The 13,550-nt window shown below is 56.7% G+C and carries 6 protein-coding genes; 4 read left to right on the top strand and 2 right to left on the bottom strand.

The features are described 5' to 3' along the window. Positions 1-39: 39 nt before the first annotated feature. Positions 40-3,264 (bottom strand): hypothetical protein, encoded by a 3,225-nt coding sequence (locus tag EPN96_00230; protein TAL18818.1) that lies wholly within the window; start codon positions 3,262-3,264, stop codon positions 40-42. A gap of 692 nt (positions 3,265-3,956) precedes the next feature. Then, positions 3,957-5,204, bottom strand: coding sequence for an MFS transporter (locus EPN96_00225; protein TAL18817.1), 1,248 nt, complete (start codon positions 5,202-5,204; stop codon positions 3,957-3,959). Positions 5,205-5,305: 101 nt separating this feature from the next. Between EPN96_00225 and EPN96_00220 the strand changes: the two genes are divergently transcribed. Genes EPN96_00220 through EPN96_00205 form a run of 4 tightly spaced genes read left to right on the top strand, consistent with a single transcriptional unit; the run spans position 5,306 to position 13,545 of the window. Next, a complete protein-coding gene (locus tag EPN96_00220) occupies positions 5,306-7,309 on the top strand; it encodes a tetratricopeptide repeat protein (GenBank protein TAL18816.1) in 2,004 nt (667 codons plus the stop codon). 15 nt (positions 7,310-7,324) lie between these two features. Next, positions 7,325-9,316 (top strand): tetratricopeptide repeat protein, encoded by a 1,992-nt coding sequence (locus tag EPN96_00215; protein ID TAL18815.1) that lies wholly within the window; start codon positions 7,325-7,327, stop codon positions 9,314-9,316. Positions 9,317-9,340: 24 nt separating this feature from the next. After that, entirely contained in the window at positions 9,341-11,338 is a 1,998-nt protein-coding gene (locus tag EPN96_00210; GenBank protein TAL18814.1) for a tetratricopeptide repeat protein, read from the top strand. Continuing rightward, positions 11,335-13,545 carry a tetratricopeptide repeat protein gene (locus EPN96_00205; GenBank protein ID TAL18813.1) on the top strand — a complete coding sequence of 737 codons (2,211 nt, stop codon included), beginning with the start codon at positions 11,335-11,337 and terminating at the stop codon, positions 13,543-13,545. Before EPN96_00210 ends, EPN96_00205 begins: the two co-directional genes overlap by 4 nt. Positions 13,546-13,550 lie beyond the last annotated feature (5 nt).

The following is a 13,550-nucleotide window of genomic DNA, read 5'->3' as shown; positions in this document are numbered from 1 at the left end:
CGGACAAAACGTATCGTTTGCGGATACAGATGTATTTTTTTACATTTCCCAGAATGCGTCCAGAGCCTCCTTAACCTCTTTGTCGCTGAACCCCTCTTTTCTGAGCGATTTTCGGTACCCGGTCAATACCCTTCGGGCCAGAAGGGTATTTTTAGTCGCCGTGGCGGCGTCGTAGAGGAGTTTGACCAGTTCGGCGTCCGTAGGGAGAAGCTGCTGGGCAAAGCCCGTAATCTCGATGACTTTTTCGTAACGCTCCACCTCCGCCAGCGCCTTTGAGAGGGCTACGACGGCCCTGGAGTAGGTGAGGAGAAGCTGGTTGCGGTAACCCTCAAGCTCTTCGTCGAGCTTTACCCCCGGCGCGAAGGGCCAGCCCCAGAGGGCCAGCGCGCGGAAAAGATTGTCACTCCCCTTCACCATCTGCCTTTTTCGCAAGTTGTCGAGCCCGGCGGCGGCGAAATCGGAGAACTCGCCGCAATCAACGTAACAGTTCCGGAGTGAAAGAACCCCCTTTTCCAGAACCAGGTAGTGCTTCGATACTTCCCCGAATTCGTTTTTGAGAAGCTTTCTGAGCCTGCTCAGCAGGGTGTCGAAGCTGGACCGGGCCTGCTCCTCTCCGCTGTCGGGCCAAAGCATGGCCGAAAGCTCGTCCTGCGATCTGGAATGGCTGGGCGATACCGCAAGGGCCGTGAGCAGGAGCCTCTTCTGGCGTCCCATCTTCTCGATGCCTACGCCGGAGCCGGAGACGGAGAGTTCAAGGCGGCCGAGAGTGCGTACGTGTAGAAGGGGAATGGCCGTTCCATCCGGCAAAATCGCCTTGTCCAGAAAGCGCCGCGCCATTGTGCGGCAAAACCCCGCCTCTATGTTGTACTTTACGCCCAGTTCGAGCATGGGAAGGTAGATCGCCGGGGGACAGTACGGAAACTGCCTGTACCCCGCCTTGCGCGCCGTTGTCAGTGCCTCTCTCAGGTCTCCCAGCGCCGAACTTTCGCCGCCGGTCCTTAGCCGGACCCAGGCAAGGCATATGGAGGCGAGCGAAGCCATCTGCAACTGGCCGAGGCGGATCATGTCATCCCTCGCCAGGGTCAGCTCCCGGGTGACCCCGTCGAATTCTCCGAGAAGTGCTTTAATTTCCGCGACAACCAGGTTGTTTACCGCGACAAAGAAGGGAAAGGCAGAGCGCGACCGGAGCGCCTTTGACCTTTCGGCGCAGTCTCCCGCCTCGTTTTCCATGCCCATAAGGGCGTAGGCGATGCCCTCCCACTGCAGATAAAGGCTTGCGAGGTGCGGATTTCGTTCTACGTGAGGGCTGTTTCTCATGGAGCCGAGCAGTTCCAGCGCCGCTTTGTAGTCGCCCCGGGAGAGAGGAAAAGACGCCTCCCAGGAGGGCAGCAGTGCGCCCATATGGCCGCTCCTGACATATTCACGACCGAGGCACTCCTGAGAAAAGGCCTTGTCCATCTCGAATTCCTCAAGGTCGCCGTTGAAAACCCTATGGTTGAGCCTGATGGAAAAAAGAACCCCTTTGACGGTATTGTTGACCCTGGGACTGCAGAAGAAATCCCAGGTGTGTTCAAACTCCGCCTCTGCCTCGACGGCCCGGGCGCAAAGGACCAGCGCCGTGAGTTTCGAGGCGCGCACCCACCCCAGAATATTCGGCGAACGGGTCTTTTTCGCCTCCCGCATCGCCTCCTCGCCGTACCTGTCGATCTTCTCGGAGCGCCTGTCCAAAAAAACCATTGCGGAGACCAGAATGCACCGTATCTGGATGCGCAGCTTGGCAGGCAAAAAGGTGTCGCAGCGAGGGAGAAGCTCGTCGGAGCGCTTCACGGCCCCGGAAAGAGCGTCGAAATCGGGATTGTAGTGGAAATAAAGGTGGACGAGTTTCGTCAAGGCAAGAAGCTCTCCTGTTTCCGCGCCGATTTTCCGAAACCCCGACACGGATCTCTCGAAGATATCAAGAGCCTCCCTGTTGCCGGAGGCAAGCTTTCCCAGGCCGTAATAATAGAGCAGCCACGGGTACCCCTCGACGGCGGACACCGGCAGCTTTACAAGCACCGAGCCGAAATGGAGGGCGATGTTCGACGCTTCATGCCCCGGCCCCGCCTCCGACAAAAGCCTGTCGGCTTCCGAAAACTCTTCTGCAAAAAGCCAGTGTTTCAGCGCCTCGGCAAGGAAACCTCCGGCCTCCATCCAGAGCGCCGCCTTCCGGTGGATGCCAAGAACCCTTTCCCTCCCGAGGTTCTCCAGCGCAAGGGCTCGAAGCGCCTCCCGGAAGAGGTGGTGGTAGACGATGCTCCTTTTGCCCTCCTTGCCGAAGGAGACGAAATGCTCTTTATTCGCGAAGGCATCGGTGAAACGGGAAAATTCCTCCCGGCCGAGAAGGTGTTCGGGAAGCCCGGCGGGAATAGTATCCGGAAGAGCGAGAACCATGAGGGACTCCGAGATGCCCCCCGGGAGCCGGCTCATGACGTTGTCGGCGAAGTAGCGGCCTGCGTCCTCGGGTTTTGGGCCCGCAATCCAGCCGCTCTGCCCCTCTTTTTTAGCCTCGGCGGCGAGCATTATCCCCATCGCCCACCCTTCGGTCTCGTCGCAGAGTCTGGCCACCTCCGAGCGGTCTATCGTGAGTCCGAGGTGGCCGTTAAACAGCTCCGCCACCTCGGTGCGGGTAAAGGCCAGGTCTCCGTTCCCTATGACCGTTGCCGAGGCGAGTTCCTTAAGCTGCGGCAGAACGGCCGTAGTCGGTTCCCGCGAGATAAGGCAGAAGCGGACGGTAGACGGGACGCTTCCGATGAAATCCGAAAGGAAGCAGGCGCCGGGAAGGGAGGTATCGAGCAGGTGGAGATCGTCAAAGAAGAGCACGGGGCAAAAATCGACCCTGCTCCTGAAGCCTTCGGCCAGGGTTTGAGCCATGTGCGGCAAATCTTTGGGGGAAAACTCGCCTTCGGCGGCGATGCGCTCGAAGATGGGCGAATGAAACCCCCTGAACCGGTCTTTAAGGCAACGGTAGAGTGACACCGCGAAAAAAACCGGGTCGGAATCGGAGTCGTCTATCTGGTACCAGGCGTATGGGACGCTCAGCATTCCGGCGAGCTGGGCCGCGAAAACGCTCTTCCCCTGCCCCGCCCTCGCTTCGACCCGAAGAAACCTGTTCGAGATAAAGTCATGCCTTGAAAACAGATCTTTGAAACGAGAGCGCAGGTGGAATGAAGTCCCCTCGACGAGGGGCTCCAGGAATTTTGGATTCGTTTCGTTTTCTTTCGTCATCTCTGGTCATTTTACCAGAAATTAACCAATTCGTAAGGGTGTAAAATATCCCTGCTCATTTATTGGTGACATTTTATTCGAGCTGTTTTGCCTTCCTCTGAAAAGCCTTGGGAAATAAACCCTTTTCCAGAAAAACAGTCCCGTTTTTGCTGGAGAATACGGCCCTTCAAAACCGCTCGATTTATGATTTTTCAATTGACAAAAGGAGCCGTCGAGTATAAAAATAAACTCATAAGATAATATTGTGGTTTGGAGGAGTTCGGAACCGCACAAGCTCTTTGCCCCCCCGGAGAGCAGCGCCGACCTCCTCCTTTTATTTTGCGTTTTCGGGCTCCGGGCCAAGTCAAAAAAGAGGCGCGGAAAGACTACTGGACGAAAGAAAGGCCGGTGAGAAATCACCGGCCTTTCTTGGCTGTTGACGAAGTCATTTGTGGCGAAAAGAGAAGTTTTCCGCACAGAAAACAGAACAATAAGGGAGCACCAGGTCAACAGGCTGAGATTGCGACAAACACAGTATTTTCTTCGAGAACAAGGAAGGCGAGAAAAAAGACCGGAGGAATACTCCTTTGTATTTTGAGGATCTTTTTCCGAGCCTGACGAAGTAAATCGGAGAAAAGACGAAGTTTGTCAGCAATCTGGAAAGGCCTGTGAGAAATCCCCGGCCTTTCTTGTTTTCAGCCTCAGGACGGCGGCTAAAATACCGCCCTGTGTCTTAATATCCCCAGGAAAATCAGCGAGAGCGCGGCGAAAACTCCTCCGGCGGCGAAGGTGAAGGAGGGACCGAACCACTCCCAGAGTCCTCCGGCGAGAAAGCTGGCGGCGATGAGCGCGGCTCCCGTTGCGAGGTGAAAGACGCCGAAGGCGGTTCCCCGAAGGTCGGCGGGAGAGGCGTCGGCGACGACAACCGAAAGAAGCCCCTGCGTCGCGCCCATGTGAAGCCCCCAGAGCGCGACCCCGGAAAAGACCGCCAGGGGCCCCTTCGCGAGAGCGAGAACAATATCGGCGGCGATGAGCATCCAGATACCCGCCGCGAAGAGCTTTCCCCTGTTCGCCCTGTCCGCCAGAAGCCCTAGGGGATAGGCGCTAAGCGAGAAGATAAGATTCATGACCAGAAGCGCCAGGGGAACGAAAGCGGCGCTTATTCCGACCGAACTCGCCCGCAGGAGCAAAAACGCCTCTGAAAATCTGGACAGGGTGAGGAGGAAGGCGAAGACCACCGCCAGCCAGTATCCGGCGGGAAGCCTCGCCAGCTCGTCCTTGTGAATCGGAAATTTCGCGGCCCGCGCTTTCTTTTCCCTGCCGGGCTCGCGCACTCCGAAAACAATCAGGGCTACGCAAAAAAACGCCGGAACCGAGGCCGCCCAGAAGGCGAGCCTGAAATCGCCCGCGTAAAACGTCATGAATACGACCGCCGCCAGAGGACCGAGGACCGCGCCTACGGAATCCATAGCCTGCCGAAGGCCGTAAGCCGCCCCCCGCAGCTCGGGGGGCGTCACGTCCGCGATAAGGGCGTCTCTGGGCGCGCCCCGTATCCCCTTGCCTATTCTGTCGATAAAGCGCGCCGTAAAGACCGTTCCCGCACCCGTCGCCAAAGCGAAAAGAGGTTTTGTCAGCGCCGCGAGTCCGTAACCCGCGAGGACGAGGGGCTTTCGCCTGCCCCACAAGTCGCTTATGACTCCCGAAAAAACCTTGGCGAAGGCCGCCGTCGCCTCCGCGACCCCCTCTATGAGCCCCACCGTCATCGCGGAAACCCCGAGGGTGCCGACCAGAAATACCGGCAAAAGGCTGTGGATCATCTCCGAGGACATGTCCATGAGAAGGCTCACGAAACCAAGAGCTATTATGTCCTTCGGCAGTTTTCCGGACACTTCCAGGTCTCCAATCTTTTTTGTGGCTTTTTGCGTCTGATAAAAGCTAACAAATCCTTGCGGGAAGAGTATTTAAACCGCGAGGTTTCCCGGAGAACGGGGTTCGTGTATTCTGGTTTCCTGGCCGCCGGCGTCAAGCGCCCTTATTGATTGACGAGAGGAGCAAAAGAGGCGTGAATCTGGATTTAACTGGCAAACGCCTCGCGTTTTTGCTGGCCGTAGCGCTTGCGCTCGCCGTCGCCGCCCTCTACCTTCCTTCCGCCGGGTTCGATTTTATAAACCTCGACGATAAATTGTACACGACTAAAAGCGAACTGGTCAGGGGAGGGCTTTCCCGCGAAGGAATCGAAAGGGCGCTGACCAGAACCCAGGAGAACATATGGACCCCCGTCCTCTGGCTCTCCTACATGGCCGACGTGGAGTTTTCCGGGCTCACGCCGGAGGGGTTTCACCGCACGAACGTCATCCTTCACGTCGCGAACTCCCTCCTTTTCTTCGCTTTCCTGTTTTGGGCTACCGGCTCGCCTCTGAAGAGCTTTCTTGCGGCGGCTCTCTGGGCGCTCCACCCGATGCGCGTGGAATCGGTGGCGTGGGTCTCGGAGCGCAAAGACCTGCTCTCCGGATTTTTCTTTCTTCTCTCCCTTCTGTCGTACCTGAAATGGACCAGGGCGGGAAAACCCCTCTGGTATCTCTCGACGCTGCTGGCGGCCTTCCTCGGCCTTGGATCGAAACCCATTCTGGTCGTTTTGCCTCTTGTTTTGCTCTGCGTGGATTTCTGGCCTCTCGAAAGGTTGCGGGGGCAGGGAGCAAAAACCGTCAAGGGGCTGGTTGCCGAGAAGATTCCCTTTTTCGCTCTCTCGGCTGTGTTCTCCGTCTCCACTCTGTCGACCCAGAAAAGCTCCATCATGACGGTCAGGGAAGTCTCCCTCCTTTCGCGCCTCGCGGACACCGCCGCCTCGATCCTCCATTACCTCGCCGGGACTTTTTTCCCCGCCGGACTGACCCTGGTTAACAGGGAAAGTGGAATTCACCCCGGCGGGCTTTGGGCGCTTGCGGCATGGGTGCTCGTCATAGCGTTAATCGCCGCCGCCCTTAAGGTGAGAAAGAGCGCTCCCGGAGTGACAGCCGGTTTTTTCTGGTATCTTTCCGCCCTCTTTCCTGTCAGCGGGATAGTCCCTGTCGGCCTCTTCTTCCTCGCCGATCACTTCACCTACCTTCCGGCAATGGGGCTTTCGATAGCCGTCGTATGGGGAACCCAGGCGCTGGCGGGCAACAAAGAGACTGTCCTCAAGGCTGCGTACGGACTTCTCGGCCTCTGCGGACTCCTCCTTTTCTTCCTGTCGGGCGCCTACCTGCCCAAATGGAAGGATTCCGTTACTCTTTTCGGCTATTTTTATTCACAGGGGCCAAACGAGTTCAACACAAGGCAGCTCTACAACGCCCTTGCCGACGCCGGAAAATTCAAAGAGGCGGACACCCTCCTCGAAACTATGGTAAACAAAAACCCCGCCGATCCCCTACTCCACTACCGGAAGGGGATCGCGCTTTTGAAATCCGGCCGCCACGAAGAAGCCATAAAATCCTTTGAAAGAGCCCTCGAACTCAAGCCGGACTACAGGGACGCCCATTACAGCCTCGGAGTCGCCGCCGCAAAGGCCGGGAATTACTCTCTGGCGCTTGAACACGCGAAGGCCGCTCTCCAAATCGACTCCGGACATTGGGAATCTCTCTTTTTGCTGGGGAAAATCGCCTGCGAAACCGGAAGGGAGACGGAAGCGCCCCCGTTTTTCCAGAGAGCCGCAAAGCAAAACCCGGAAGACGCCGAGATGATGGGCGAAGCCGGAAAAATACTTGGAAAATGCGGCCTGACGGAAGAGGCCGTGGTCTACTTCGGAAAGGCTGTTGAACTTGCGCCGGAGGATTTCGGCAACAACCTGAACATGGGAATAGCCCTCTTCGAGGGCGGGCGGTTCGAGGCAGCCTCGATTTTTTTTGAAAAATCCCTCAGAATGGAGCGCTATCCGCAAGCCATGCTGTATTACGGCCTCTCTCTGGAAAAAGAGGGCAGAAAAGAAGAGGCCGCCGCCTGGTTCAGGGAGCTTTTGCGGATAAACCCCGCCGACGAGGCGGCTAAGGAAGCCCTTTCGAGAATGGGCTTTTTGCTGAAAAAAGAATAAACGGAGCCACTTGACTTGAAATACTCCTTCCACCGAAAAAACCTTTTCCCCGTTCTCGGGGCGGCGCTGGCCCTCGCCGTGGTCCTGCTTTACCTGCCGACGTTCAATTTCGAGTTGATTCTCCTCGACGACAAGCCGAGCATCGCCCAGAACGATCTCGTCCGAAACGGCCTGACCACGCAGGGCATAAAAGACTCCTTCGCCAAAGTCAACAGGTACAGCTGGACGCCGCTGGTGTGGCTCTCCTTCATGGCCGACATCGAGCTATTCGGCATGGACGCCGGGGCCATGCACCGCACCAACGTCATACTTTTCGCGGTGAATGCGCTCCTGCTTTTCGCCTTCCTCCACAGGGCCACAGGTTCGCCCTGGAAGAGTTTTTTCGCCGCCCTGCTCTGGGCGCTCCACCCGATGAGGGTCGAGTCGGTAGCGTGGGTGACCGAGCGAAAAGACCTCCTTTCGGGAGCTTTTTTTCTGCTCACCCTTCTGGCCTGGGGAGAGTACGCGAAAAGCAGAGAATTTAAATGGTATTTGGCGGCGCTGTCGGCGATGTTTCTCGGCCTCGCCTCGAAACCGATCCTCGTGGTGACGCCGGTAATCCTGCTTTTAATCGACTTCTGGCCTCTTGAGAGGCACTCCAGAGGAGAAGAGCTGAAGAAAATCCTCGTCGAGAAGACCCCCTTTTTCGCGTTTGCGGCCTTTTTTGCCGTGTTTTCCATGTTTATCGGGGAGAAGTCCATCCTGGACGCGGAAACGGTCGGCTTTCCCGAGCGCCTCATGGACATGGCCACCTCTTACGTATTCTACCTTTACGAGACTTTCTGGCCCTTCAACCTCGCGATGATGGACAGGGCCACCGCCCCGCACTTCAGGGGAATTGCCGCGCTCGGCGCGGCGCTTCTCATTTTCGCGCTGACTTTTCTGGCGGTCGGGGCGAGAAAGCGGGCTCCGGCCGTAACCGCCGGGTGGCTCTGGTACCTGGCGGCGCTTTTTCCGATAAGCGGGATCGTGCCTACCGTCTTCTACTTCGTGGCGGACCACTTCACCTACCTGCCTCACATGGGGATAGCGATAGCCGCAGTCTGGGGGGGAGCCGCGCTGGCGGAGGGCAAGGAAACACTACAGAAAGCGATGCTAGCGCTTCTTTGCCTTTGCCTCCTCGCCCAGACGGCGATATCAGCCTATCTGATACCCAGGTGGAAGGACTCTTTCACTCTCTTTTCTTACTTTTTCGAGAAAACCGGGAGTTCCGAAACGGAGCGCAGGCTGGCGAAAAATTTCATCGAACAGAGGGACTATGAAACCGCCCTCACGATACTCGACAGGGCGATAAGGCAAAACCCCAACGATTTCATGCTCTATCAGAGCAAGGGGCAGACTCTGGCCCTTCTCGGGCGCAATGAGGAAGCGGCCGCGGCCTTCGATGCGGCCTCGGAACTTAACACGAATTTCTCGGGGGAGATGTTAAAGATCGGCGAGGTAGCGTTTAATGGCGGTGACTATGAAATCGCACGCCGGCACGCCCTGAGCGCCCTTGATATGGACAAGGGATATGCGCCCGCGATAGTTTTGCTGGGCAGGGTCGCCCTTAAGACAGGCAACCGCGAAGGAGCCTTTGAATACTTCAGGAAAGCTTTGGAAATAAACGGCCGCGACGAGCGAATGCTGAAATTTATCGGCCTTTTTCTGGCTCAGAACAAAGAGGCGGGGGGCGCTGCGGAATATTTTGAAAAAGCGCTGGCCCTTGCACCTGAAGACCCCGGCAACAACTACAATCTGGCCCTCGCGCTGCTGGAATCGGGGCAGACCGGGAGGGCGGCCGTTTACTTTAAAAAAACGATAGAACTGGATCCGAACGGACTGGATGCCCGCTTCAACCTCGCCCGCCTTCTTGAAAGCTCCGGCAGGGCTGGAGAAGCAATCAGACAGTACGAAGAAATCCTCCTGATAGTTCCCGGCGACGCGGGAGCAACGGGGGCGCTGGCAAAACTTCGCGGGGCAAAATAGCTACAGGAAAACGAGGCTTCAGGATTGATACCGGACTTCATTAAAAAACGTCTCCCGCTTTATCTGGCGCTGGCGCTCGCCCTCGCTACGGCACTTCTTTACCTGCCCTCGACCGGATTTGATTTTATCAATATGGACGATCCCCAGTACGTCGTCGAAAACGAGATCGTCCAGAAGGGGCTTACCGTCTGGGGGGTAAAGAGCGTCTTCACCACTCCCATGGAAAGCTACTGGATACCCGTCACCTGGATCTCCCTGATGACCGACGCGGAGTTCTTCGGTCTGGGCGCGGGCGGTTTTCACCGGACAAACGTGCTCCTGCACGCGCTGAACGTACTTTTGCTTTTCGCCTTCCTCCACAGGGCGACGGGTTCGCCCTGGAAGAGCTTTTTCGCGGCGGCCCTGTGGGCGCTGCACCCCATGCGCGTCGAATCGGTAGCCTGGATTACCGCCCGAAAAGACCTTCTCTCTGGCTTTTTCTTTCTGGCCGGACTTCTCGCCTATCTTGAATACGCGAAAAACCGCAAAAAATGGGGCTATTCGGCGGCGCTGGCTTTGATGTTTATCGGACTCGCCTCAAAGCCGATAGTCGTCGTCTTCCCTGTGGTCCTTCTCATTGTCGATCTCTGGCCGCTGGAAAGGTACTCCGGGAAAGAAAACCTTCAAAAGCTGCTGCTTGAGAAGATCCCGTTCTTTGCCCTTGGCGGACTCTTCGCCTTGCTCACGATCCGCAACCAGAGCGTTTCTCTCGTTCCGGGCGACGCCTACCCCCTTTCCCAAAGGGTTTCCGACGTAGCAACCTCTTATTTTTACTATATCAACGAGGCGCTCTGGCCTGCAAAGCGCCTAATACTCGACAGAACCAGTTCAATTCACCTCACCGGGTTCGGCGCGCTTTTGGCCTGGGTGTTTTTACTTCTTGTGACCTTCGAGGCATGGAAAAAGAAGGGGAAATTCCCGGCGGTAAACGCCTCCTGGCTCTGGTATCTGGCTACCATGCTTCCCGTGAGCGGAATAGTCGCCGTCGGCCTCAACAGCGTCGCGGACAGATTTACCTACCTTCCTCACATCGGGCTTTCAATCCTCACTGTCTGGGGACTGGACGCCGTTATAGGAAACAGGCGGGACCTGCGGAAGGCAGCGGTGGGCTTTTTCTTCATCTGCGCCGCCCTGCTGGCCTTCGCCTCCGGCTCCTACCTCATGAAGTGGAAAAACGGCGTGACCCTCTTCTCATATCAGGTTGAAAACGGCGGCAGCGGATTTGCCGAAAGGGTTCTTGCCGGTGCCTACGAAGACGCGGGGAGAAACGAGGAAGCCCTGACGCATTTTAAAATATCCGTCGAAAAGGAGCCCGGCGAGGCGATAACCTACAACAACATGGGCGTGCTGCTCGGCAAGATGGGCCGCCATGAAGAGGCCGCGGAGGCTTTCAAAAAAAGCCTTGATATAAATTCATGGTCCTGGGACGCGCATTTTAACCTTGCCGTCGCGTCGGCAACACTCCGGGACGAGGCTACGGCTCTTGCGCACTACCTTCAGGCTATAAGCATCAACCCCTCCCACTGGCCTTCGCTGTACAACGCCGGTCTCATTTATTCAGGCAGGGGCGATTACGCAAGCGCCGTGCCGCTTTTTCAGAAGGCCGCCTGGCTTCGGCCGGGAAACTCCGGAGCGTATAAGGAGCTAGCCATAGCCCTCGCCAAGACCGGTCGCGAGCAGGAGTCCGTCGGTTATTTTGAAAGGGCGGTGGAGATAGAGCCGGAAAACCCTGATCACAACTTCAACCTTGCCCTGGCGCTCTTTAAAACCGGCCAGACCGGCCGCGCCGCCGCTTTCTTTGAAAAGACCCTGAGCCTCGACCCCTCCAACGGGGCCGCGCATTTCAACTACGGTCTCATGCTGGAGAAGACCGGGAAGAGAAAAGAAGCTCAAAACCATTTCCGTGAGGTCCTGAAACAATACCCCGGCAACGAGGAGGCGCTAAAAGCTCTTCTCCGAACGGGTGAAGGCGCTGACGGATGAGTGCTCATATATCAGCCCGTTACAGGGCGATTTGTCTCGCCGTGGTTCTCGCGCTGTCGGTCGGTGCGCTCTACGTCAAATCGGCCTCTTTCGATTTTATCAATCTCGACGACGTCGACTACGTCGTCAAGAACGACATTGTCGCCCGCGGTTTCACCGGCCAGGGGATTCAGCGCGCTTTCACCGAAACCTATATGAAATTATGGGCGCCGATGACCTGGCTCTCCTACATGGCCGACGCGCAGTTCTACGGCATGGAAGCGGGCGGCTTTCACCTGACCAACACCCTTTTGCACGCGCTTAACACCCTGCTCTTTTTCGCCTTTCTCTACCTCGCTACGAATTCGCTCTGGAAAAGCTTTTTCGCTGCGGCTCTCTGGGCTTTTCATCCGCTGCGCGTGGAATCGGTGGCCTGGATAACGGAGAGGAAGGACCTTCTCTCGGGGTTCTTTTTTCTTTTATGCCTTCTCGCCTACCTCCGGTACGTCAAAGACAAAAAGCCCCTCTGGTACCTCGCCGCGCTTTTTATGATGCTCCTCGGCTACTGGGCGAAACCCATCCTCGTAGTCATGCCCGCGATCCTTCTCGCGGTGGATATCTGGCCCCTTAAAAGGTTTACGGGGGAACGGGAAAACCTGAAGGGACTTTTGCGCGAGAAGGCTCCCTTTATTGCTCTGTCCCTTGTTCTGGTCCCCCTCACCCTCTTCTTTCAGAAGGGGGCCATTCAGGCGTGGGAAGAGGTTTCCTACACCGCGCGCCTTGTCAACGTGGCGACCTCGTATCTCTACTACCTTTACCGTACCTTCTGGCCCGTGGACCTCGTAATGAGCGACATAAACACCGCCACGAGGTTTACCGGCGTCTGGTTTTTTGCGGCCGTCCTGTCGCTTTTGGGAATATCCGTTTTCAGCTGGAAAGCGAGGAAGGTCTCTCCGGCGTTTTTCGCCGGTTGGTTCTGGTACCTGTGCGCTCTTTTTCCCGTAAGCGGAATCATACCCGCCGGAACCTATCTGGTTGCCGACCACTTTACCTATCTGCCGCATATGGGCATCGCGATCTTGCTGGTCTGGGGGATCGGCGGTCCGGCAGGAGAGAATGCATTTCTAAGGAGAACAACCGCGTGGATGGCGGTTCTGGCCCTCGCCTTCCTCGGCTGTATCTCCTTCAATCAGCTCTCCTGGTGGAAAGACGGGGTGACGCTTTTCTCTCACAACCTCTCCGTCACCGGGGGAGATTCGTTCAACGAGAAGCTTCTCTGGAACGCCTATCTCAGCAATGGCGAGCCTGATAAAGCAATGGCGCTAATAGAGGAATCGCTAAAAACACGTCCTCTTTACCCGTCAACCTGGCTGGACAAAGGCTCGTATTTTGAAAATTCAAAACGCTACAAGGAAGCTGTTTCCTGTTATGAAGAGGCTCTCAGGCTGAAACCGGGCTATCTCGAAGCTCACTACCGTCTGGCCGACAGCGCCATATGGCTCAGGCGCTTCGACCTTGCGATGTATCACCTGGACAAAACCCTCGAACTGGACCCGGAACGTTATGCATCTCTCATCCTTATGGGCTATATCTACAACGAAACGGGAAAATACCCCAAGGCCGTCGAAGCGCTTGAAAAAGCCATCGGAATCTATCCCTATAACCACGAGGCGCACTTCAACCTGTCGGTGGCCCTGGACGCCCTCGGCAGGCCGGAGCAGGCGATAAAGGAGATTGAAACCGCGCTGGCGCTGTCTCCACAGCACGTCCCGTCGCTACGCAGCGCGGGAATCTACTACTCGAAAGCCGGAAAGAAGGACAAGGCGCTGGAATATCTCTTCAGGGCGTCTGACCTTGACCCGGAAAACGGCGAGGTTCTCTCGGACCTTGGCGTCGCCCTTGCGCAAGGAGGCCGTACAAAGGAAGCGGTAGGTTATTTTGAAAAGGCCGCAAGGTTTGAGCCCGAAAATCCGGATTACAATTTGAACCTGGCTCTCGCCCTTTCAGATACGGAGCAAAAGAGCCGCGCCGCAACTCTTTTCAAAAAAATCCTGCTCATCGATCCCTCCAACACCGCCGCACGCTTCAATTACGGCCTTCTGCTTGAAAAGACAGGCAGGAGAGAAGAAGCTCAAAGACTTTTCAGGGAAGTTCTGAAACAATACCCCGGTCAGGAAGAGGTGCTAAAAGCACTCAAGAGAACCGGCGAAGGCTGGCAAGGAAACTGAAACGG

It is taken from the genome of bacterium, from assembly GCA_004322275.1.
Lineage (GTDB): Bacteria > Desulfobacterota > Deferrisomatia > Deferrisomatales > BM512 > SCTA01.
Note: the sequence above shows the minus strand (reverse complement) of the source record. Positions and strands in the feature narration are given on the sequence as shown.